The organism is Kitasatospora sp. MBT66 (assembly GCF_000710405.2).
Classification (GTDB): domain Bacteria; phylum Actinomycetota; class Actinomycetes; order Streptomycetales; family Streptomycetaceae; genus Kitasatospora; species Kitasatospora purpeofusca.
Genome location: NZ_JAIY01000018.1, coordinates 91,792 through 114,821, shown reverse-complemented (window position 1 = coordinate 114,821; position 23,030 = coordinate 91,792). Strand labels below are relative to the sequence as shown.

Sequence of the window (23,030 nt, the reverse complement as noted above, 5' to 3'; positions counted from 1 at the left end):
GCCCGCCGCCGGAGCCCCGAACCCCGCGCCCGCCGGTGCCCCCGCACCGGCCGAGGGCGCCGTACCGGTCCAGGACACCCCGGGTGCGCGGTCCGCCGCGGACCCCGCGTCCGACGCTTCCCCCGTCACCGAGAAGGACTTCCGATGAGCAGTGCCACCGACCGCGACCTCGACTGGCTGCTGGAAAACCTGCTGACCAACACCCCCGGCACCCGGCACGCCCTGGTGCTCTCCGCCGACGGCCTCAAGCTCTGCCACACCTCCGGCCTCGGCAACGACCGGGCCGACCAGCTCGCCGCCATCGCCTCCGGTCTGCAGAGCCTGGCGCACGGCGCGTCGATCGAGTTCGGCGACGGCACCGGCGGTGTGCGGCAGTCGATGACCGAGTTCCACGGCGGAGTGCTGTGCATCGTGGCCGCCGGCGAGGGCGCCCACCTCGCCGTGGTCACCGACGAGGACGCCGACGTGGGCGTGGTCGGCCACAACATGCACGGGCTGATCGAGCAGATCGGCGTCCACCTCAGCGCGCCCGCCCGGGAGGGCGCGGCCGGGGCGGACGGCCCGGTGACCGACGGGAGCGCCCGGGCATGAGCGGGCGCGGGGGGAACACCGACGGGCGGCGGGTCCGGCCGGGCCGGGACGACGACCCGGACCGCCTGTACACCATCACCCGGGGCCGCAGCCGGGCTCCGGAGAACGCGTTCGACCTGGTCACGCTGATCGTCGCCGAGCGGGAGCCGGCCTCGGGCATGCAGTCGGAGCACGCGCGCATCCTGCGGATGTGCGAGGCGCCGACCGCCGTGGTGGAGGTCGCCGCGGAGCTGGCGCTGCCGGTGTCGGTGGTGAAGATCCTCCTCGGCGACCTGCTGGAGGCCGGGTCGATCACCGCCCGCCACCCCCGGTTCGCCCCCAACAAGGCCCGGCTGCCCGATCTCGACACGCTGAAGCAGGTACTGCATGGACTCCAACAGCTCTGAGGGCCGGGACCCTCGGCCGAGCGGGCGGACACCGCTGCGCCGCACCGCCGACAACGCGCTGAAGATCGTCGTGGTCGGCGGCTTCGGCGTGGGCAAGACCACCCTGGTCGGCGCGGTCAGCGAGATCCGTCCGCTGAACACCGAGGAGACCCTGACCAGCGCCGGGGAGGGGATCGACGATCCGACCGGCGCCTGGGGCAAGCGCTCGACCACGGTCGCCTTCGACTTCGGCCGGATCACCCTCTCCGCGAGCCAGGTGCTGTACCTGTTCGGCGCGCCGGGGCAGGAGCGGTTCTGGTTCCTCTGGGACCGGCTGTTCTCCGGGGCCCTGGGGGCCGTCGTGCTGGTGGACACCCGGCGGCTGGCGGACTCCTGGTACGCCATCGACCGGCTGGAGCACCACGGCACGCCCTTCGTCGTCGCCCGCAACAACTTCGGCGACCCGACCCACACCCTGGACCAGGTCCGGGAGGCGCTCGACCTGCCGCCCGAGGTGCCGCTGCTGGACTGCGACGCCCGGGACCGGGAGTCCGGCAAGCAGGTGCTGATCGAGCTGGTCCGCCACCTGACCGCGCGGGTCGAGGCCGAGACGGCGGGCACTCCCGCCGCCGCTGCCGCCCCCGTCCTTGAGGAGAGCACCCCGTGACCGAGCCCGCCGCCACCCCGCCGCCGGGCTGCCCGGCCCACGCCGGCGCCACCCCGCTGTACGGGCCGCGCTTCCAGACCGACCCCTCCCAGGTCTACCGGGAGATGCGGGCCGGGCACGGCCCGGTCGCGCCGGTCGAACTGGCCGGCGGGGTGCCCGCCTGGCTGGTGATCGGCTACCGCGAGCTGCAGCTGGTCACCGGCCAGCCGCAGCTGTTCGGCCGGGACTCCACCCGCTGGACCGGCTGGGCGACCGTCGCCGAGGACTGGCCGCTCAAGCCGATGATGGCGCCGGTGCCGTCGATCCTCTACGCCGAGGGCGAGGAGCACGTCCGGCGCTCGCGGGCGGTCACCGACGCGCTGGCCGCCGTCGACCCGTACGAGCTGCGCAAGCACTGCGAGGAGCTGGCGGACCGGCTGATCGACGGCTTCGCCGGGCGCGGTGAGGCGGACCTGGTCGCCGAGTACGCCCACCGGCTGCCGCTGCTGGTGCTCTGCCGGGTGCTCGGGCTGAGCGAGGAGCAGGCGCCGGTGCTCATCGACGGTCTGCTGACCATGCTGGACGGCGGCCCCGACGCGCCGGCCGGTGCGCAGCGGCTGCTCGCCGTGATGCTGGAGCTGGTCGAGGAGAAGGCGGCGCACCCGGGTGACGACGTCGCCTCGCGGATGCTGGCGCACCCGGCGGGTCTCAACCACGACGAGATCATGCGGGACCTGCGGGTGATGCTGATCGCCGGTCACCAGCCGACCTCGTACTGGATGTCCAACGCGCTGCGGTTGATGCTCACCGACGAGCGGTTCGCCGCCTCGTTGTCGGGCGGGCGGCGCAGCATCAGCCAGGCGCTGAACGAGGCACTCTGGGAGGACACCCCGACCCAGATCTTCGCGGGCCGCTGGGCGACCAGGGACACCCAGTTGGGCGGGCAGCGGATCGCCGCCGGGGACATGCTGCTGCTGGGTTTCGCGGGGGCCAACGCGGACCCGTCGGTGCGGCAGTCGGACGGGCGGCCGGCCGAGGGCAACCGGGCGTACCTGAGCTACTCGTACGGCGAGCACGGCTGTCCGTTCCCGGCGCAGGAGGCGGCCGAGGTGATCGCGACGACGGCGGTCGAGGTGCTGCTGGACCGGCTGCCGGACCTGCGGCTGGCGGTGGCCGAGCACGCGCTGGTGTGGCGGCCGTCGGCCTGGGTGCGCGGGCTGGTGGCGCTGCCGGTGTCGTTCGCCCCGGGATACGCGGGCTGAGCCCGCTCCGGGACACGGGCCCGGCCCGGATCCCGGATCCCGGATCCCGGAGCCCCGGCGGTGCCGGGGTCGCCGTACCGCTTCACCAGAACCGAAGGAGTGCTGTAGCCATGTCCGCCCCCGCCCCGTTCGTCCCCACCCCGTTCGTCCTCGATCCGCTGGCCCGCGACAACGCCGCCGAGGGCGCGCTGCTGCGTGCCGCCGGTCCGGTGGTGCCGGTGGAGCTGCCCGGTGGGGTCGCCGCCTGGGCCGTGACCCGGCACGGGCCCGCCCGTGAGCTGCTGACCGATGCCCGGCTGGTGAAGGACGCCCGGCACTGGGCGGCGTTCCAGCGCGGCGAGGTGCCGAAGACCTGGCCGTTGATCGGCCTGGCGGTGCCCGGTCCGAGCATGGTGACCACTGACGGCGCGGAGCACCGGCGGCTGCGTGCGCTGGTGGCGCACGCGTTCACCCCGCGCCAGGTGGAGCTGATGCGTCCGCGGGTGGAGGCGATCACCCGGGACCTGCTGGACACCCTGGCGGCGGGGGAGCCGGTGGTGGACCTGAAGTCCGCCTTCGCGTTCCCGCTGCCGATGACGGTGATCTGCTCGCTGCTCGGCGTCCCGGAGTCGGAGCACGCGCTCCTGCGCGACCTCTACGAGCGGTTCTTCGGCGCCCGCCCGAACCCGGAGGGCATCCAGGCGACCATCGCCGGGCTGAACGCCTTCGTCAACGGCGTGGTGGCGCAGCGCCGTTCGGTCCCCGGTGACGACCTGGCGAGTGTGCTGCTGCAGGCCGACGCCGAGGGCGGGGCGCTGACCGACGCGGAGGCGGCGGCCACCCTGCGGGTGATCATCGCGGCGGGGCACGAGACCACGGTGAACCTCATCGGCAACGCGGTGCGGGCCCTGCTGGCCCATCCGGACCAGTTGGAGCTGGTGCGGGCGGGCAAGGTCGGCTGGGACGCGGTGGTGGAGGAGTCGCTCCGCTGGACGCCGCCGACCAGCAACTTCCTGTTCCGGTTCACCAGCGAGGAGGTGGCGGTGGGCGACACGGTGATTCCGGCCGGGGAGCCGGTGCTGGTCTCCTACAACGCGATCGGCCGGGACCCGGCGCAGCACGGGGTGACGGCCGAGGTGTTCGACGTGACCCGGGACCCGATCCGGCACCTGTCGTTCGGGCACGGTCCGCATGTCTGCCCGGGTTCGCCGCTGGCCCGGCTGGAGGCGGGGATCGCGCTGCCGGCGTTGTTCGAGCGCTTCCCGGGGCTGTCGTTGGCGGTGCCGGACGAGGAGCTGCGGTCGAGCGGCTCGCTGGTGGTGAACGCGCTGAAGGAGCTGCCGGTCCGGCTGTTCTGACGGCGGGGCGGTCGGGGTGGTCGGCCGCGGCGGGGGTGGTGCCGGGTGGGGTGGGCGCCCGGCGCTCGGGGTCACAACTGGGGCACGCGGTGACGAAGGGCGTGCCCGGACCTTGGCGGGCACCTCGCGGCTGCGTTACCGTCGTCGGATCGGCCGGCCGCCGCGTCCATGTCGAACGTAGAACTCCGGTACAGCGCAATGCCGTTCTGTCGCACAGCCGAGCGTTCACGCCCCGGCGAGGAGGACCGCGTTGACTCCCACCCCGACCGTGCCGTCCACGACCGTGCCGCCCCCGTTCCCTGCCCGCCCCCGTCGTCGTCGCCGTCCGCTCGCGGCGGTGGCCCTGCTGGCCGTCGCGGCCCTGACCGCGGCCTGCTCCAACAGCACCGACAGCTCGGGAGGTTCGGGCGGCGGCGGCAACCAGACCCTGTCCGGCGACTGCGCCCGCTACCAGCCCTACGCCGGCCACGGGGGCACCACGGTGACGGTGTTCGCCTCGATCCTCAGCCCCGAGTCGGACAATCTGGAGAAGTCCTGGGCCGACTTCAGCCGGTGCACCGGTATCAGGATCAGTTACGAGGGCAGCAACGACTTCGAGTCGCAGCTGCCGGTGCGGGTGAGCGGCGGCAACGCCCCGGACTTCGCGATCGTCCCGCAGCCCGGCCTCCTCGCGCAGATGGTCAAGAGCGGCAAGGTGGTCAAGCCGCCGCAGCAGACCGTGGCGAACCAGGAGAAGTGGAGCCCGGTCTGGAAGACCTACGGCTCGGTCAACGGCACCTTCTACGCGGCGCCGATGAGCGCCAACATGAAGTCCCTGGTGTGGTACTCGCCCAAGACCTTCAAGCAGGCCGGTTACGAGGTCCCGAAGACCTGGGCCGACCTGATGGCGCTCAGCGACCGGATCGCCAAGGCGGGCGGCGGCGCCAAGCCGTGGTGCGGCGGTATCTCCTCCGGTACGGCCACCGGCTGGCCGGCCACCGACTGGCTGGAGGAGGTGGTCCTCGGCACCTACGGCGGCGAGGTCTACGACCAGTGGGTGAACCACCAGGTGAAGTTCTCCGATCCGAAGATCGCCGCCGCGATGAGGACGGTCGCCGACTGGATGCAGAACCCGGCCTGGGTCAACGGCGGCTACGGTGACGTGAAGTCGATCGCCACCACGACCTTCCAGGACGCGGGCGCGCCGATCCTCACCGGCAAGTGCCTGATGCTCCAGCAGGCTTCGTTCTACAAGGCGCAGTGGCCCAAGGACACGAAGATCGGGCCGGACGGCGACATCTTCGCCTTCCACCTGCCCGCGGTGGACCCCTCGGTGCCCAACCCGGTTGAGGGCGGCGGGGAGTTCCTCACCGCGTTCGCGAGCCGGCCCGAGGTGCAGGCGGTGCAGAACTACCTGTCCAGCGCCGACTGGGCGAGCAGCCGGGTGCGGACCGCGACCGGCTGGGTTTCGGCCAATCAGGGTGTGGACAAGAGCCTCTACACCGATCCGATCGACCGGCTCTCCGCCGACGCGCTGACCGACCCGGCGGCGACCTTCCGGTTCGACGGTTCGGACCTCATGCCGGCCGCGGTCGGTGCCGGGCAGGAGTGGAAGTCGCTCACCGCCTGGTTCGCCGAGGGGCAGTCGATCCAGAAGACCGCCGCGGACATCGACGCCGCCTGGCCGCAGTAGCGGCGCGCGTCGCAGGACCACCTGCCGAAGGGCGGTGCGGGGCCACCCACCCGCACCGCCCGCCCCCTCCGCCCGCCCCCTCCTCCCGTCTGCTGCCTCCCGGCCCCGCGCGTTCGCGGCCGCGATCCGTCGCGTCCCCTCGTTCGGTTCCGCCCGGCTTCCGGTAGCCCTGCTTCCTGGTAGCCCTGGCTCCCGGTACCCCCGCCTCCTGGTAACCCCGTCTCCTGGTAACCCCGTTCCGCCTCCCGTTGGGAAAGGACGTGACGCCATGTCCCTCGCCGCCGGTGCCTGGGGCGACGCGATGGTCAAGTTCGGCAACGGCCTCGGTGCGATCGCCGGCTTCGTCGGCATCCTGTTGCTGGTCTTCCTGGTCGCCGGCCGCGCCTCCGGCCGGATCGCCCGCCCGCTGGCCGTGCTGGTGCTGCTCGGACCGGCACTGGTCCTGCTGCTGGTCGGCCTGGTCGCGCCGCTGGTCCGTACCGTCTACCTGAGCCTCTACAGCGACGACAGCAGCCGCTTCGTCGGCGGTGAGAACTTCGGCTGGGCCTTCACCACCGGTTCGGTGCGCGAGGTCCTGGTCAACACCCTGCTCTGGCTGGTGATCGCGCCGCTGGCGGCGACCGGGCTGGGGCTGGTGCTGGCCCTGCTGGTGGACCGGATGCGCGGCCAGGCGGTCTACAAGTCGCTGATCTTCATGCCGATGGCGATCTCCCTGGTCGGCGCCTCGATCATCTTCAAGTTCGTCTACGAGTCGCGCGACCACTCGCAGCAGCAGATCGGTCTGCTCAGCCAGCTGGCGATCTGGCTGGGCTGGGACGACCCGCCGAACTGGATGCTCGCCCAGCCGCTCAACACCTTCCTGCTGATGGCCGTCATGGTGTGGGTGCAGACCGGCTTCGCCATGGTGGTGCTGTCGGCGGCGATCAAGGCGATCCCGGACGAGGTCACCGAGGCGGCCCGGCTGGACGGCGCCCAGGGGCTGCGGCTGTTCCGGCACATCACCGTGCCGATGATCCGCACCACGGTGGTGGTGGTGCTGACCACGGTGATGATCACCACGCTGAAGGCCTTCGACATCGTCCGCACCATGACCGGCGGCAACTTCGGTACCCAGGTGCTGGCCAACGAGATGTACTCGCAGTCCTTCGTTCAGTTCAACACCGGACGGGGCAGCGCGCTGGCGGTGATCCTCTTCCTCGCGGTGCTGCCACTGGTGGCCTACAACATCCTCCAGCTGCGCAAGGAGCGTGCGGTCCGATGAGCGTACGGCGGGACGGCGGCGCCGTCCGGAAGGCCTTCTCCGCACCGCTGGCCTCGGTCTTCGTGATCGCGGTGACGGTGCTGTGGACCGTCCCCACCCTCGGGCTGCTGGTCACCTCGCTGCGCCCCAAACGGGACGTCACCGCGGACGGCTGGTGGAACGCCCTGCTCCACCCGGACCTCGGGCTGGACAACTACCACACGGTGCTGTTCGAGGGCGGATCCGGCGTCTCCACCGGTCTGATGCCCTTCCTGGTGAACTCGCTGGCGATCAGCGTGCCGGCCACGCTCTTCCCGCTGGCGCTGGCGGCGATGGCCGCCTACGCGCTGGCCTGGGTGCGGTTCCGGGGCAGCGACACCCTGTTCTTCCTGGTCTTCGCGCTCCAGGTGGTGCCCCTGCAGATGGCGCTGATCCCGCTGCTCCAGCTGTTCTCGGGCGGTGCGCACCTGGGTTCGCTGACGCTGCTGCCGGCCCTGGACCTCAAGGGCACCTACGCGCCGGTGTGGCTGGCGCACACCATGTTCGCGCTGCCGCTGGCGATCTTCCTGCTGCACAACTTCATCGCCCAGCTGCCCCGCGACCTGATGGAGGCGGCGGTGGTGGACGGCGCCTCGCACTTCAAGATCTTCCGCTCGATCGTGCTGCCGCTCTGCACGCCCGCGCTGGCCTCGTTCGCGATCTTCCAGTTCCTCTGGGTCTGGAACGACCTGCTGGTGGCGCTCACCTTCGCCGGCGGCACCCCGGAGGTGGCGCCGATGACGGTCCGGCTGGCGCAGTTGTCCGGATCCTTCGGCGGGCGGTGGGAGCTGCTGACGGCGGGGGCGTTCCTGTCGATCGTGATTCCGCTGGCGGTGTTCTTCGCGCTCCAGCGCTACTTCGTGCGGGGGCTGCTGGCCGGTTCGGTCAAGGGCTGACGCCGGTCCGCCGGTTCCGCCCGTGACGCCCGGTCCGGCTGTACCGCCCGTACCGCCCGCTGGCTCCGGGGGAACGTCGGGGTTCAGGTCATTCCATGGCGAATGTGTCGATTTCGTGGACACGGTCGGTGGGTTACCGGTACACCGTTAGGGGCTGGTCGGCCGAGATGACACAGGGGGGCGGTCATGGCAGACACGGGCACACGCCTGGGCGGGCGTACGGACAGACGCGGCGGCGGTGGTCGGGGCGGTGGCGGGAGCGCGGGCGGGCGGTGGTGGCGGCGGTCCGGAGTCCTGCTGGCGGCCCTGACCACCGCGGCGGCACTGGTGTCCGGGCCGGGCGCGTCCCCGGCGGCGGCCGTCACGGCGACGCTCGGCAGCACGGCGGTCGGCACCGCCACCGACACGGCCGACTCCAACTACCTCAACGCCTCGCGCTACGTGACCGGTTCGTCCGGCGGCACGGTCAGCAGCGTCTCGGTGTACGTGGACGCGGTGGACGCCGCGCCCAACAACCGCTTCCAGACCGCGATCTACCAGGACAACGGCGGCAGCCCGGGCGCCCTGCTGGCGAGCAGCGCCACCGCCACCCTCGGCGGGTCCGGCTGGAACACCGTCCCGCTGACGGCCACCCTGACCGCCAACACGCCGTACTGGCTGGCCTACAACACCAACGGCTCCGGTCCGACGGTCAACAACCTGCGCTACAGCCCGGGCGGCACCAGCGTGTACGGCAACGGCGGCCTGCCGTTCGGCAACTGGCCGGCCAGCGCGGGCGCGGTCACCAGCAGCGGGCTGAGCTTCTCGATCTACGCCACGTACAGCACCGAGGCGTCCCCGCCGCCCCCGCCGCCCGGCGCGGGCCCGGGCACCGAGGGTCCGATCCTGCTGGTCACCAGCCAGGCCAATCCGTACACGCGGTACCTGGCCGAGATCCTCAAGGCGGAGGGTCTGAACGCCTACCGCCAGGTGGACATCTCGGCCGTGACCGCTGCGGTGCTCGCCTCCGCCGAGGTGGTGCTGCTCGGCGAGATGCCGCTCACCGCCGCCCAGGCCGCGCTGTTCACCACCTGGACCAACGGCGGCGGCGAGCTGGTCGCGATGCGCCCGGACCGGCAGCTCGCGCCGCTGTTCGGCCTCACCCCGGCCACCGGCACCCGCGCCGACGCCTACCTCAAGGTGAACACCGCCGCCGCGCCGGGCGCGGGGATCACCGGTGACACCATGGGCTACCACGGCCCCGCCGACCTCTACACGCTGAACGGCGCCACCGCCGTCGCCACCCTGTACAGCGACGCCGCGACCGCGACCGCCAATCCGGCGGTCAGCCTGCGCACGGCCGGCAGCGGCCGCGCCGCCGCGTTCAGCTACGACCTCGCCAAGTCGGTGGTGCAGACCCGGCAGGGCAACGCCGCCTGGGCCGGCCAGCAGCGCGACGGCGTCGACGGCTACGAGGCCAGCGAGATGTTCTTCGGCACCGGCGGCCAGCCCGACTGGAACGACCTGGACAAGGCGCTGATCCCGATCGCCGACGAGCAGCAGCGGCTGCTCGCCAACCTGCTCACCCAGCTCGCCTCCGGCGACGCGCCGCTGCCCCGGTTCTGGTACTTCCCGCGCGACGTCAAGGCCGTCGTGGTGATGACCGGGGACGACCACGGCGTGGGCGGCACGGCCGGCCGCTGGGACGGCTACATCGCGCAGAGCCCGCCCGGCTGCTCGGTCGCGAACTGGGAGTGCGTCCGCGGCTCCTCCTACATCTACACGGACGACCCGCTCACCCCGGCCCAGGCGAAGGCGTACGGCGACCAGGGCTTCGAGGTCGGCGTGCACGTCAGCACCAACTGCCGCCCCTGGGGCAGCACCTCGGTCCTGCAGGGCTACTACCGGGACCAGTTGGCGGCCTGGCGGGCCAAGTACCCGAACCTGCCGAACCCGTCGAGCAGCCGCACCCACTGCGTGGAGTGGGACGACTGGGCCACCCAGGCGAGGACCAAGCTCGCCAACGGGATCCGGCTGGACACCGACTACTACTTCTACCCCTCGAACTTCACCCAGGACCGGCCCGGCTACTTCAACGGCACGGCGCAGATCATGCGCTTCGCCGACACCGACGGCAGCGTGATCGACGAGTACCAGGCCACCACCCAGCTCACCGACGAGTCCGGACAGTCCTACCCGGGCACCGTCAACACCCTGCTCGACGCGGCGTACGGCGCCAAGGGCTACTACGCGGCGCTGACCGCCAACATCCACACCGACTTCGCCGCCTCCGCCGCCTCGGACGCGGTCGTCGCCGCCGCCAAGGCGCACGGCGCCCCGGTGGTGTCCGGCCGGCAGATGCTCACCTGGCTGGACGGGCGCAACGCCTCGGCCTTCACCGGGCTGGCCTGGAACGGGAGCGCGCTGACCTTCGGCATCACCGGCGGGGCCAACGGGCTGCGCGCCATGCTGCCGGTCGACGCGGCCGCCGGCACCCTGACCGGGATCACCTCGGGCGGCCGCCCGGTGCCGTACCGGGTCGAGACGGTCAAGGGCATCGCCTACGCGTTCTTCGACGGCGCGGTGGGCTCGTACAGCGCCAGTTACGGGCAGGACACCACCGCGCCCGCGGTGATCGGCACCACCCCGGCCGGCGGCGCCGACGCGGTCGCCCCGGGCACGGCGGTCCGGTTCTCCTTCAGCGAGCCGCTGGACCCGGCGAGCGTCACCGGCGGGTCCGTCATCCTGCGGACCGCGTCCGGCGGCGCGGCGGTCGCGGGGTCGGTGGCCCACGACGCGGCGGCGAACGGCGTGGTGTTCACGCCGGCCGCCCCGCTGGCCCTCACGACCGGGTACACCGCGACCGTCCAGGGCGTCCGGGACCGCTCGGGGAACGCGCTGGCCGCCCCGTACACGTTCTCCTTCACCACCGGGGGAGCGGAGCCGCGGACGATCGGGAACACGGCGGTGGGCTCGCTGATCGACGACACCGACTCCAACCACCTGAACGGGAGCCGGGTGACCACCGGCGCCGATCCGGCGGCGCTCACCGCGCTGAGCGTGCACGTCGGACCGATCGCAGCGGCGCCCAACAACCGGTACCAGCTGGCCGTCTACACCGACGCGGGCGGCTCGCCGGGCACGCTGGTGGCCGCCACGGGCTCGGGCACGCTGACCGCCAACGCGTGGAACTCGCTGCCGGTGAACCTCACCCTGAGCGCCAACACCTCGTACTGGTTCGTCTACAACACCAACGGCACGAGCACCACGGTGAACAACATGAACTACTCGACCGGCACCGCCGGGCAGGGGGCGTACAGCAACACGGTGGTGCCGTTCGGGACGTGGCCGGCGGACTTCGGGCCGGCCGTGAAGGACTCCTTCCGGTACTCGCTCTACGGGACGTACTGACGGCGGTCCGCTTCCTCCCCGGCTTCGGGCCGGGCTCTGTCACAGGGGTGCGACAGAGCCCGGCCCGGTATTTTTGAACTTGTTCAGAATGGTCTACAGTCGGCTTCGGCCGTGGTGCCCGGTGTCCTCACCGGTGTGGTTCCGCGTGCTCGTCGGCGGACCGCCCGGAGGGTGGATTCCGCGTTCCCACCCGACCATTGAGGGGGATCCCATGTCCGGATTCAGCATGCCCGCCGCGGGCGGAGTGCCGCCCCGGCCCGGCGCCGGCGGTGCTGGTGCTGGTGCGGAGGCGGAGGCGGGGGCGGGTGCCGGTGTGCCGGCGGCCGGTCCCACCGGGGCCTTCGGCCCTGCAGGTGGTTACGGTCCTGGCGGGCACGGCCCCGGCGGCGCTCCCGGCACCGGCCCGTACCGGGCGCCCGGCACCCCCGCGCCGCAGCCGTTCCAGTGGCTGCGGCCCAGCGACCCGGAGCGGAAGACCCCGGCCACCGGCCGGACGGTGCTGGCGGCGGTACTCGCCGGTCTGCTCAGCTCCTGGCTGCTGATCGACGGACTCGGCGTCAACCTGCTGCTCTGCGCCGCGGTCGTCACCGTGGGCGCCGGGGCCGCCGCCCGGGCCGCCGGTCGTCGGCCGAGGGCCTGGACCGTCCTGTGGAGCGCGCTCGGGCTCGCCCTGCTCGCCGTCCCGGCGCTGTACGAGGCGGGCTGGCCGGTGCTGCTGAGCACCGTCTGGGCGGTGGGCCTGGCCTCGCTGGCGCTGCACGGCGGACGGCGCTGGAGCGGTGTCCTGCTCGCGCTGCCCGGCCTGCTCTGGCAGTTCGTGCCCGGACTGGTGTGGGCCGGCCGGACCCTGCGCGGCCGCCGCGTCGGTGACCGGGGCCAGGTGGTGCCGGTGCTCAAGGGCGTCCTGGTGGCGGTGGTGCTGCTGACCGTCTTCGGCGCCCTGTTCGCCGGGGCGGACGCGGCCATGGCGAACGTCCTGGAGGGCCTCGCCCCCAGCATCGATCTCGGCGAACTCCCGGCCCGCGCGGCCCTGTTCGTGCTCGGCCTGGCGACCGCGCTGGGCTTCGCCCACATCGCGGCGGGCCCGCGGCGCTGGGACCGCACGGTGGTCCGGCCGGGCCGGGCCCGGGGCCGGCTGGAGTGGGCCCTGCCGCTGGCCGCGCTGAACCTCATGTTCGGCGCCTTCGTGGTGCTCCAGGCGGTGGTGCTCGGTGGCGCCGAAGCGATCCTGGAGCGCACCGGGATGACCCGCTCCGAGTACGCCCGGCAGGGCTTCTGGCAGCTGCTGGTGGTCACCGTGCTGACCCTGGTGGTCGTCGCGCTCGCCAAGCGCTGGGCGCCGCGCGGGACGGAGGCCGACCGCCGGCTGGTGCGGCTGCTGCTCGGCGCGCTCTGCCTGCTGACCCTGGTGGTGGTGGCCGCGGCGCTCGGGCGGATGTGGTTCTACGTGGACGCCTCCGGCCTGACCACCCTGCGGCTCTGGGTGCTGGCGGTCGAGATCTGGCTGGGCGTGGTGTTCGTGCTGCTGATCGTGGCGGGCCTGACCCCGTCGGCCGGCTGGCTGCCGCGCGCGGCGGTGCTCAGCGCGGTGGCGGCCGCCGCCGTCTACGGGTTGATGGGGTCGGACGCGATGGTCGCGGAGCACAACGTGGCCCGCTTCGAGCGGACCGGGCAGATCGACCTGCGCAACGTCCGCTCGCTCTCGGCGGACGCCGTGCCGGCCCTGGACCGGCTACCCGGCGACTACCGGACGTGCGCCCTGGGCCTGGTGGCGTACGACCTGCGGGCGGAGGGCTCCACGCCCTGGTACGCCACCAGCCTGGCGGCGTCGCGGGCCCGGGGGATCCTCGCCGAACGACCCGTGCCGGATCACTATTCGTATGCGGAGGACGCCTGCGACCGGGTGGGCATGAGCCGCGACGACGCCTTCGAGGGCTGAGCGGCGGCGCCGGTCCCGGTGGTCGCGAGCTTCCGGGAGCGCGCGAAGGGCCGGTCGGGAGCGTGCTGCTCCCGACCGGCCCTGTTCCGTGCTGTGTTGCGTGGTGCTGTGTTGCGTGGCTCCGTGTTGCGCGGTGCTGTGTTGCGTGACGCCGTACGTGGTGCCGTGTTGCGTGGTGCCGCGTCCGGTGCGGCCCACCGGTGCGGGCGACCGGGGTGGGCGACCGGGTCAGTGCACGGCGACGCCGGCCGTGTCCGACGGCAGGTCGGAGGCCTTCGCCTTGATGGCGACGACCGCGATCACGAAGGCCAGGCCCGCCATCACGGCGCCGACGATGAAGCCGTGCGAGATGCCCTGCGCGAGCACCTCGTTGGCGGCGCCGGTGCCCTTCGGGAACTCCTGCTTCTCCATCAGCCAGGCCTTCTGCTCCGGGGTGGCCGTGGCCATGAACCCGGGCAGCTGGACCTTGGCCTCGGCCGTGGCGTAGTGCGCGAACACCGTGGTCAGGATCGACAGGCCGAGCGAGCCGCCGATCTGCTGCATCGAGTTCAGCAGGCCGGAGGCGGCGCCGGTCTCCTGACCGGAGACACCCGCGACGGCGAGCAGCATGACCGGGACGAAGACCAGGCCCATGCCGAAGCCGAAGACCACCGTGGGGCCGAGGATGCCGTCCACGTAGCCGCTGTCCGCGTTCATGAAGGTCAGCCAGGTGAGACCGACCGTGACCAGCAGCGCGCCGCCCGCCATGAACGGCTTGGGACCGTACTTGGCCTGCAGGCTGGAGGCCAGCTGGGCGGCCACGATGATCGAGGCGCTGATCGGCATGAAGGCGAAGCCGGCCTTGAGCGGGCTGTAGTCCAGCGGGCCCTGCACGAAGAGCGTGATGTAGAAGAAGATGCCGAACATGGCGGCCGCCAGGCAGAGCATCATCACCAGCCCGCCGGTGCGGTTCCGGTTCGCGAACAGCTTCAGCGGGGTGATCGGCTGCGCGGTGCGGGTCTCGATGATCACGAACGCGGCCACCAGCACGACGCCGGCGGCGAAGGAGCCGAGCGTCACCGGGTCCGACCAGCCGTCGGACGCGGCGCGGATGAAGCCGTACACCAGGCTGACCAGGCCGAGCGTCGAGGTGAGCGCGCCCGGCAGGTCGAACTTGCCCGGGTGGCGCTCCGACTCGGCGATGTAGCGCGGCGCGGCGAAGGCGATCAGGACGGCGATCGGCACGTTGACGAAGAAGACCCAGCGCCAGTCGAGGTACTCGGTGAGCAGGCCGCCGGCCAGCAGGCCGATCGCGGCGCCCGAGCCGGCCACCGCGGAGAACACGCCGAAGGCCCGGTTGCGTTCGGGCCCCTCGTCGAAGTTGGTGGCGATCAGGGCGAAGGCCGTCGGCGAGCAGATCGCGCCGCCGATGCCCTGGAGCGCGCGGGCGGCCAGCAGCATGCCGCCGTCCTGCGCGAAGCCGCCGAGCAGCGAGGCCAGCCCGAACAGCAGCGTGCCGGCGATGAAGACCCGGCGTCGGCCGAGGATGTCGCCCGCGCGTCCGCCGAGCAGCAGCAGGCCGCCGAAGGTGAGCGTGTAGGCGTTGATCACCCACGAGAGGTTGGTGGTGGAGAAGTCCAGCGCGTCCCGGATCTGCGGCAGCGCGATGTTCACGATGGTGGCGTCGAGCACCACCATCAGCTGCGTGGCCGCGATCACGGCGAGGGTGATGCCCTTGTTCGGGCCGTGCCCGCTCCGCGTCGGAGAGTTCTTGCTGAGTGTGTCGGAGATAGCCAAGTTGATGCCCCCTGCTGGCTACTGCTTCGTATGCTGCGGACTCTGGGGTCCGGCCCGGCCCGACGGCGTCCCGCGGGCTATGAAGGAACGGTATCGTTCACTACTGTGGACGATAGCGTCGGTGAGATTATGAACGCAAGCGTTCCTTAGGGTTGGTGATGATGGATCAGTTGGTGCGGCGCCAGGCGAAGGAACGCTCGGCCGGTCGGCAGGCCCCCCGGGTCGAGGCGGAGCGCGCGCCCGAGCCCATGCGGGGCCCCTGTCCGGTCCAGGCCGTGGCCGAGGCGCTGACCAGGCCGGCGCGGCGGCGCGGGCGGGAGCTGGAGGCGGCGATCTTCGAAGCGACGCTCGATCAGCTCACCTCCGGCGGGTTCGCGCGGCTGACGATGGAAGGGGTCGCCGGTGCCGCGCGCACCGGAAAGGCCGCGCTGTACCGGCGGTGGGCGTCCAAGGTGGAACTGGTCATCGACGCCCTGGACTCCACTCTCCCACGCCCCACCGACACCCCGGACTTCGGGTCCGCCCGTGAGGAACTGCGGCACCTGGTCGAGAGTTTCGCCTCGGTGGCCCGCTCCCGGGCGGGCGGCGCCGTGACCGCGGTGATGGCCGAGTTGGACCACGAACAGGCCCAGCTGTTCAAGGACTTCATCGCCCAGCGGATGATCGAGCCCACCAAGGGCGTGATCCTGGACATCCTCCGCCGGGGCGCCGAGCGCGGCGACGTCCGACCGGACGCGGCCACCCCGCTGGTCGCCGACGTCGTCCCGGCGATGCTGCTGTACCGGGTGAAGGTCTGCGGCCGGCAGGTCGGGCCCGAGTTCGTCGACCAGTTGGTGGACGAGGTCCTCGTCCCGCTGATCCGGGTGTGAGGGGGAGGCCGGGGCGGTCTCCTGCCCGGCCCTTCCTCCTGCCCCGCCCGGTCGTCGTCCGAGGTGGGGCGGGGCGGGAGTCGGGGGCGGGGCTCGGGCCGGTCGGGGGTGCGGGCGGGTGGCTTAGGCTGGAGTCCGACCAGCTGAACGGACCCCTCTCATGCCCATCGTCCCGCCGACGCACTCCGTCGAGCGCTCGCTGCGCCGGGTCGGCGCCAAGATCGTGGTCGGCCTCGACGAGGTCGGGCGTGGTGCCTGGGCCGGTCCGGTCACCGTGGGCGCGGCCGTCACCGGCCTGCGTCGGCCCCCCGAGGGGCTGACCGACTCCAAGCTGCTCACCCAGCTCCGCCGTGAGGCACTCGCACCCGTCCTCGCCGACTGGGTCAACGCGTACGCCCTCGGTCACGCATCCGCCTCGGAGTGCGACGAGCTCGGGATGACGGCCGCGCTGCGGCTGGCCGCCGTGCGCGCGCTGGAGGCGCTGCCGGTGGAGCCGGACGCGGTGATCCTGGACGGCAAGCACGACTACCTCGGCGGTCCCTGGCAGGTGCGCACGGTGATCAAGGGCGACCAGTCGTGCATCTGCGTGGCCGCCGCCTCCGTGCTCGCCAAGGTCCACCGCGACGGCATGATGGCCGAACTCGGCGAGGAGCACCCCGAGTACGCCTTCGGCGACAACGCCGGCTACCCCTCCCCGGTCCACCGGGCCGCACTGGAGGAGCTCGGGCCGACCGAACACCACCGCCTCTCCTGGTCCTATCTGGACGCGCTGCCCAAGTGGCGTCATCTGAAGCGGATCCGGGTGGTGCCCGGCCCCGCCGGAACGGTCTCCGCCGAGTCCGCCGGGGAGCAGCTCGCGCTCGGTTTCTGACACTACGTCGGGATATTTCGACCGCGGATCGTAGGGCTCGTGGTGACCAATGGGTGGGGCGCCCGTGCGCGTTCGACCGGCATTTGATAGATATCCGGGTATGCCTGTCTTCCCCGAGGAGCCGGAGATCAACGAGAGCCTCCCGGGCCCCGGCGTTCCCAGTCCCCGCGAGTCGGACGCACAAGCCCTCCACGCGCCGGCCATCGGCGGCGCGACCCCCGTCGTACCGTCGGCCGCCGGCCCCGCGCCGGTCCAGGTGCCGGGGCCCCGCCCCGCACCGCCGCGGGCGGCGCGGCCGCGTTCGACGAGCGCGCGTGCGGACCGTCCGGGGCCGTCGCCGCGGCCGAGCCCGATCCCCAAGCCCGGTCCCCGATCCGCGCCGCAACCGGCGTCGGTCGAGGTCCGGCACGTCCCCGCCAGTCGGTCGGCGGCGCTGGACCGCGCCGACGAGACCGTCGACCAGTTGCTGGACGCCGGCCGTGAGCCCGGCGCCGTCCTGGTGCTGACCGTCGGCGCGGCGCACCCGTGGCAGCAGCACGAACTGTCCTTCGGCGAGGAGCGCTACTGGGCGCAACTCACCGAGGGCGGCGACGTCTTCTACGCCGACGCGGAGCTGACCCGCCCGGTCCGCCGACCGGTGGTCGTACTGGTCGTCAACGGCGGTTCGGCCGAGCGTGCCGCGACGGCGTACGCCAAGGCGCTGCGGCACGCGGAGGAGCTGCTGGTGGTCTGCGGCGGCGCCGACCCGGCGGTCGCCGGTACGGCGCTCGCCGCCGTCGGCGCACCCGCTCCGCGCGTTCTGCCGGCCTGAGACCCACGCCGGGATCCGCGACCCGCGGGGGCCCTTCGGCCCTCGCGGTTCCGGCCTCCCGGCCCGGTCGACGACCCCGGCCACGGCTCCGTCCAGTCCTGTTCCGGTCCCTTCCTCCCCGTCCTCCCCGTCCTGTTCCGTCCCGGCCCGGTGCCCCGTGGGTGCCGGGCTTCGGCATGCCCGGGGCCGGGAGTGCGCGGAGCCGCGGAGGGGCGGGTGGACGGCAGGGGTGCGGGAAGCTCGACCGGCAGGGCGGCGACGTGTGCCGGAGCCGGGGCGTGTCGGAGCCGAGGCGCGCCGGAGCCGGCGCGTGCCGGACCGGCGTCCGCCGTCACGGACCGCGGACGGGAGGCCGTCCGGTCAGCGGGTGCCGGTGCGTCGGGCCGGTTCGATCGCCGTGACCCGGGCGGGCGTCCACGGGCGGTCGCCCTGACGGGACCGCTGGGTCCGGTCGCCGCGCTGCGGCCGCTCGGGTGCCGACCGCAGGGGCCGCTGGCTGTGCGAACCCTCCAGCGCCGTGCGCGGCGGCAGCTCGGTCACGGTGTGGACCGGACCTTCCGCCCACGAACCCGCGTGCGGATTGCGGCCGCTCCGCCCGTCCCCGAGGATCTGCCAGCCGGCCGGGGTCAGCGCCACGTACGCTCCGCAGCGCAGCCCGTGCAGGGTGGCGGCGTCCCGCAGGGCCCACATCCACGCACCGTCCTGCTCCGTCCAGCCGGCCGCGCCCTCGCGGCAGCGCAGCAGCACGGCCGTCCGGGCCGGGCTGGGCAGGCGCAGGTCGTGCGGGGTGACCTGGCGCAGGTGGGTGAGGATCGCGTTGCGGTGCTGCCAGCCGTCCGCATCGTGCGGCCAGGGGGCGAAGGAGGCCGAGGCGGTCACCCGGTGCTCGGGGTCCAGGACGGCGACCACGACCGTGCCCGGCTGCGGCAGGTGCCGTTGGTGCAGCTCCAGTACGAAGTCGCGGGGCTCGCGGAGCAGCGGGATCCCCGATTCCGCCCAGGCCTCCAGGTCGAGCATCCGTCTGGGCGACGAGCTCCGGGCGAGGGGATACTGACCTCGGTCGATGCCGCTGATCACGATCCTCCTTCCCGACCCACGGGCGCGCGGGTGCATGCGTACGCCGAAGGCACCGTCCATGGGACTGGGCTCCGGGTACGGTCCAATTCTCAGGGTAGGAGGGGTGGAGCGGCAATGATGAAATGATGAACGCCGCCCGAAAGCCAACGTTCTGCCGGATATATTCCACGGTCGCGCGAAACCGGCCAGGACGCCTCCGGACCGGGATCCGACCGTGGCGCAGCGCGCTCCGAAGCATCTCCGCCACCTCCGTTCCTCCTTTCCCGTGACGGTGTCCCGTTGATCCGTCCTGCGGATCCCGCCGGTTCCGGCGCCGCCGCCGGTCCGTCCTCGTGCTGTTTCCGTTCTCCCGCCGTTCCTGCTCCCCGGTTGTTCCGGTGCCCGCGCCGGACCGGCGCCGGAGCGGCGCCGGAGCGGGGACGACGCCCTCCGTCAGCCCTGGACCGCCAGGACGAGCGGCAGGACCGCGCTCGCGCCGGCCCGGCGCAGCAGCCGGGCGGCCACCGTGACCGTCCACCCCGAGTCGACCAGGTCGTCCACCAGCAGCACCGGTCCGTTCGCGGCCGCCAGCGCCGAGGCCAGCTCCGGCGGCACGGTGAGCGCGCCCGCCACCGAGTTCAGCCGCTGGGCGCTGTTGCTGCGCGAGCCCTGCGGCGGCTGCCCGGTCGCGTACTCGATCCGCCCGAGCAGCGGCATCCGCCCGATCTCGGCGATCCGGGCGCCGAGGCTGCCGACCAGCTGGGGCCTGGACGAGGAGGCCATGGTGACCACGCCGACCGGCCGGTCCAGCCGGGCGCCGTCGGCCGCCGCCGGGCCGGCCCAGCCGCCCGGCCCGCGCGCCCAGTCGGTCAGCACGGTGACCAGCGCGTCCACCGCCTCGCCGGGGACCGGCGCGTCCGGGGCCTGGTCGGAGAGCAGGGACCGCAGCCGGTTCCCCCAGCCGATGTCCGAGAGGCGGCCGAGCGCGCGGCCCGTCTCGGCCTGCTCCCCGGCCGGGATGCGGCCCTTGAGCGGGACCCCCAGGGCGTCCATGCCGGTGGGCCAGAGCCGCCGCGGCTCGAAGCCCACACCGGGACGGCCGAGCGCCGCCCGGGCCGCCTCCAGTGCCTCGGCCGAGACCTCGGGCCCGTGTTGCGGCCCGGCGCAGTTGTCGCACCGCCCGCACGGCACGGCCTCCTCGTCGTCCAGCTGGCGGCGCAGGAACTCCATCCGGCAGCCGCCGCCGGTCGCGTACTCGCGCATCGCCCGCTGCTCGGCCTCCCGGGAGGCGGCGACCTTGGCGTAGCGGGCGCTGTCGTACTCCCAGCTCCGGCCGGTCGCCGTCCAGCCGCCCTTGACCCGGCGGACGGCGCCGTCCACGTCGAGCACCTTGAGCATGGTCTCCAGCCGGGCGCGGCGGAGGTCCACCCGCGGCTCCAGCGCGGCGGTGGAGAGCGGCCGGCCAGCCTCGGCCAGCGCGTCGATGGTGCGGCGGACCTGCTCCTCGGGCGGGAAGGCGAGCGAGGCGAAGTAGCGCCAGATCGCCTCGTCCTCGCGACCGGGCAGCAGCAGCACCTCCGCCCGGTCGACCCCGCGCCCGGCCCGGCCGACCTGCTGGTAGTAGGCGATCGGGGAGCTGGGCGAGCCGAGGTGGACGACGAAGCCGAGGTCGGGCTTGTCGAAGCCCATGCCGAGGGCCGAGGTGGCGACCAGCGCCTTGACCCGGTTGGCCAGCAGGTCGGCCTCGGCGGTGCGGCGCTCGGCGTCCTCGGTGCGGCCGGAGTAGGAGGCCACCGCGAAGCCGCGCTCGCGCAGGAAGGCCGTCACCTCGTCGGTGGCGGCGACGGTGAGGGTGTAGACGATGCCGGAGCCGGGCAGCCGGTCGAGGTGGTCGGCGAGCCACGCCAGCCGGTGCGCCGGGTCGGGCAGGGTGAGCACGCCGAGGGTGAGGCTCTCGCGGTCGAGCGGGCCGCGCAGCACCAGGGCGTGCTCGTCGCCGGCGCCCGTGCCGAGCTGCTCGGCCACGTCGGCGGTGACCCGGGCGTTGGCGGTGGCGGTGGTGGCCAGCACCGGGACCCCGGGGGTGAGCTCGGCGAGCATGGTGCGCAGCCGGCGGTAGTCGGGGCGGAAGTCGTGGCCCCAGTCGGAGATGCAGTGGGCCTCGTCGACCACCAGCAGGCCGGTGGAGGCGGCGAGCTTGGGCAGCACGTGGTCGCGGAAGTCGGGGTTGTTCAGCCGCTCGGGGCTGACCAGCAGGACGTCGACGGCCCCGGCGGCGACCTCGGCCTGGACGGCGTCCCACTCGTCGGTGTTGGCGGAGTTGATGGTGCGGGCGTGGATGCCGGCCTTGGCGGCCGAGTCCACCTGATTGCGCATCAGGGCGAGCAGCGGCGAGACGATCACCGTCGGTCCGGCCCCCCGGGCGCGCAGCAGGGAGGTGGCGATGAAGTAGACGGCGGACTTGCCCCAGCCGGTGCGCTGCACCACCAGGGCCCGGCGGTGGTCGACGACCAGGGCCTCGATGGCCGTCCACTGGTCCTCGCGCAGGGTCGCGCCGGGGCCGGCCAGCTCGCGCAGGACGGCCTCGGCCCGGGCCCGGACCTCGGCCCGGTCGGCGGTGGTGGCGGTGGTGTGGGTCTTCGGCTGCTCCATGGCGTCCATGAAACCCCGTGGGACCGACAGGGGGCGAACGGCGGTGGGCGAGGAGCGGGCGAAGTCCGGAGGTATTTCATCCGTTCTTCTGCTGAACGGCCGTCATTTTTCCCTCGGGAGAGTGGGGCGACCGTACGCCGAACGAGGGAGGAGTTATTCACAGGCCGGGTTTATCCACAGATTCCGAAGAATTTTCCGAGGATCCCGGGAAATTGGGACAGCCTTCGGGCCATGACCGAAGAACACATCGCGCTTCCCTTCGGCGACGGCCCCGGTGGCCGTTCGCTCACCATGCGGGGCCCGGCCGACATGGCCGAGGCGCTGCCCTACCTCCTCGGCTTCTTCCCGGACGACAGCATCGTCGCCGTCGGACTGCAGCCGCCCGGCCTGCACCAGGGCGGGGTGATCCGGCTGGACATCCCCGAGTCCGCGGCCGAGTGGCCGTCCGCCGCGGAGGAGACGGCGGACCTCATGGTCCGGCTCTCCGAGCGGGAGGCGCAGCGGCCGGTCCAGGTGCTGCTCTACCTCTGCCAGGATCCGGCCGTGCGGGGGCCGGGCCGGGAGCACGGCCCGCCGGTGGAGGAGCGGTTGCGGCCGCTCGCCGAGCGCCTGCGGCAGGCCTTCGAGAGCCGGGGCGTGCGGGTCAAGGAGTCGCTCTGCGTCTCGGCGGGCCGCTGGTGGTCCTACCTCTGCACCCGGGAGGGCTGCTGCCGACCGGGGGGACACCCGATCCGGCGCGAGCCCGCCCCCGGCCCGGTCGCGGTCGCGGCGACCGTCGCCGGACTGGCGCCGCGCGGCAGCCGCAAGGAGATCCTGGCCGGGCTGGCCCCGATCGGCCCGCCCGGGGCCGAGTCCGCGCGGGCGGCTCTGGCCCGGGCCGGGGTCGGTCCGGGAGCCGCCCCGGGCGGGCGGCGGCCGCTCGACCGGAGGGAGGGCGCCCGGCTGATCGACACGGCCGTCGCCGAGTTCATGGCCGGGGCCGTCTCGCTCGACGACGACCGGGCGGCCCGGCTGCTGCTGGCGCTCCAGGACCGGGTCCTGCGGGACCGCGCCGCCGAGTACGCCCGGCCTGCCGAGCTCGCCCCCACCCGGCGGCTCTGGGGCTTCCTGGCCACCCGCTGCGTCGCGCCCCACGAGCGCCTCGCCGCCCCGCCGCTCACCCTGCTGGCCTGGGTGTCGTGGGTCGCGGGGGACGCCGCGACCGCGCGGGTGGTGCTCGGCCACACGCTCCGCCGCGCCCCGGGCTACCTGCTCGCGCAGCTGCTCTACGAGTCGATGAACGGCGGGTTCGCGCCGGAGGTGCTGCTGGCGAGCATCGAGGAGGAGCGCCACCGCCGCACCGAGCGGGAGCGGGCGGAGAGCGAGGCGGCGGCGGCCGCCGCGGAGCGGGAGGCGGCTCCGGACCCGTCCCCCGGGCCGGACCTCGGTGGTGCGCCCTCCCCCGGCCCCGATCCGGCCGGGGGAGGAGCGGCGGAGCCCGGGCCCGGTGGCGCGGGGGCGGGAGCTCCGGCACGGGGGAAGGCCCGTCGGGGCCGGCGGCGGCGCGGCCGCCCGGTGGCGGGCTCACCGTCCGTCGACACCCCGCCGGGGTCCGGCTCCCGCACCGCCGACAGCACCG

17 protein-coding genes are annotated in these 23,030 nt (G+C 73.5%); 14 read left to right on the top strand and 3 right to left on the bottom strand.

Going from position 1 to position 23,030, the window contains the following annotated elements:
* Positions 1 to 144: 144 nt before the first annotated feature.
* The 10 genes from BI06_RS51885 to BI06_RS40420 all read left to right on the top strand — a co-directional run bounded on the left by BI06_RS51885 (position 145) and on the right by BI06_RS40420 (position 13,377).
* A complete protein-coding gene (locus BI06_RS51885; protein ID WP_030396646.1) occupies positions 145 to 591 on the top strand; it encodes a roadblock/LC7 domain-containing protein in 447 nt (148 codons plus the stop codon).
* Positions 588 to 977 (top strand): DUF742 domain-containing protein, encoded by a 390-nt coding sequence (locus BI06_RS40460; protein WP_030396645.1) that lies wholly within the window; start codon positions 588 to 590, stop codon positions 975 to 977. Before BI06_RS51885 ends, BI06_RS40460 begins: the two co-directional genes overlap by 4 nt.
* Positions 958 to 1,623, top strand: coding sequence for an ATP/GTP-binding protein (locus tag BI06_RS40455; protein ID WP_051742866.1), 666 nt, complete (start codon positions 958 to 960; stop codon positions 1,621 to 1,623). Before BI06_RS40460 ends, BI06_RS40455 begins: the two co-directional genes overlap by 20 nt.
* A complete protein-coding gene (locus BI06_RS40450; RefSeq protein ID WP_030396643.1) occupies positions 1,620 to 2,864 on the top strand; it encodes a cytochrome P450 in 1,245 nt (414 codons plus the stop codon). Before BI06_RS40455 ends, BI06_RS40450 begins: the two co-directional genes overlap by 4 nt.
* Positions 2,865 to 2,974: 110 nt before the next feature.
* A complete protein-coding gene (locus BI06_RS40445) occupies positions 2,975 to 4,201 on the top strand; it encodes a cytochrome P450 (protein ID WP_030396642.1) in 1,227 nt (408 codons plus the stop codon).
* A gap of 250 nt (positions 4,202 to 4,451) precedes the next feature.
* The gene (locus BI06_RS40440) at positions 4,452 to 5,873 is read left to right on the top strand and encodes an ABC transporter substrate-binding protein (protein ID WP_233290501.1); all 1,422 of its coding nucleotides are present in this window, start codon (positions 4,452 to 4,454) and stop codon (positions 5,871 to 5,873) included.
* A 268-nt stretch (positions 5,874 to 6,141) separates the two neighbouring features.
* Complete coding sequence (locus BI06_RS40435) at positions 6,142 to 7,134, top strand: carbohydrate ABC transporter permease (RefSeq protein WP_043476937.1); 993 nt, start codon at positions 6,142 to 6,144, stop codon at positions 7,132 to 7,134.
* The gene (locus tag BI06_RS40430) at positions 7,131 to 8,048 is read left to right on the top strand and encodes a carbohydrate ABC transporter permease (protein ID WP_030396639.1); all 918 of its coding nucleotides are present in this window, start codon (positions 7,131 to 7,133) and stop codon (positions 8,046 to 8,048) included. The genes BI06_RS40435 and BI06_RS40430 overlap by 4 nt, the downstream gene beginning before the upstream one ends.
* 186 nt (positions 8,049 to 8,234) lie before the next feature.
* The gene (locus BI06_RS40425; RefSeq protein ID WP_149030640.1) at positions 8,235 to 11,438 is read left to right on the top strand and encodes an Ig-like domain-containing protein; all 3,204 of its coding nucleotides are present in this window, start codon (positions 8,235 to 8,237) and stop codon (positions 11,436 to 11,438) included.
* 211 nt (positions 11,439 to 11,649) lie between these two features.
* On the top strand, positions 11,650 to 13,377 hold the full coding sequence (locus BI06_RS40420; RefSeq protein ID WP_082559041.1) for a DUF4153 domain-containing protein: 1,728 nt from the start codon (positions 11,650 to 11,652) through the stop codon (positions 13,375 to 13,377).
* A gap of 228 nt (positions 13,378 to 13,605) precedes the next feature.
* Here BI06_RS40420 and BI06_RS40415 read toward each other — a convergent pair whose 3' ends face one another.
* Positions 13,606 to 15,153: an MFS transporter gene (locus BI06_RS40415; protein ID WP_369826375.1), complete on the bottom strand. Its 1,548-nt coding sequence runs from the start codon at positions 15,151 to 15,153 to the stop codon at positions 13,606 to 13,608.
* A gap of 158 nt (positions 15,154 to 15,311) precedes the next feature.
* Between BI06_RS40415 and BI06_RS40410 the strand changes: the two genes are divergently transcribed.
* The 3 genes from BI06_RS40410 (at position 15,312) to BI06_RS55720 (ending at position 17,704) form a co-directional block, all read left to right on the top strand.
* Positions 15,312 to 16,022 (top strand): TetR/AcrR family transcriptional regulator, encoded by a 711-nt coding sequence (locus BI06_RS40410; protein WP_233290500.1) that lies wholly within the window; start codon positions 15,312 to 15,314, stop codon positions 16,020 to 16,022.
* A 160-nt stretch (positions 16,023 to 16,182) separates the two neighbouring features.
* Entirely contained in the window at positions 16,183 to 16,893 is a 711-nt protein-coding gene (locus BI06_RS40405; RefSeq protein WP_043476935.1) for a ribonuclease HII, read from the top strand.
* Positions 16,894 to 17,356: 463 nt separating this feature from the next.
* A complete protein-coding gene (locus BI06_RS55720) occupies positions 17,357 to 17,704 on the top strand; it encodes a hypothetical protein (RefSeq protein ID WP_341845509.1) in 348 nt (115 codons plus the stop codon).
* A gap of 360 nt (positions 17,705 to 18,064) precedes the next feature.
* On the opposite strand, the gene BI06_RS40395 is transcribed toward BI06_RS55720, so the two are convergent.
* The gene (locus tag BI06_RS40395; protein ID WP_051742862.1) at positions 18,065 to 18,721 is read right to left on the bottom strand and encodes a hypothetical protein; all 657 of its coding nucleotides are present in this window, start codon (positions 18,719 to 18,721) and stop codon (positions 18,065 to 18,067) included.
* A 492-nt stretch (positions 18,722 to 19,213) separates the two neighbouring features.
* Positions 19,214 to 21,421 (bottom strand): RecQ family ATP-dependent DNA helicase, encoded by a 2,208-nt coding sequence (locus BI06_RS40390; protein WP_043476932.1) that lies wholly within the window; start codon positions 21,419 to 21,421, stop codon positions 19,214 to 19,216.
* A 222-nt stretch (positions 21,422 to 21,643) separates the two neighbouring features.
* Here BI06_RS40390 and BI06_RS40385 point away from each other — a divergent pair.
* The coding region (locus tag BI06_RS40385; RefSeq protein WP_051742861.1) for a DUF4192 domain-containing protein at positions 21,644 to 23,030 on the top strand (1,387 nt) is incomplete at its 3' end.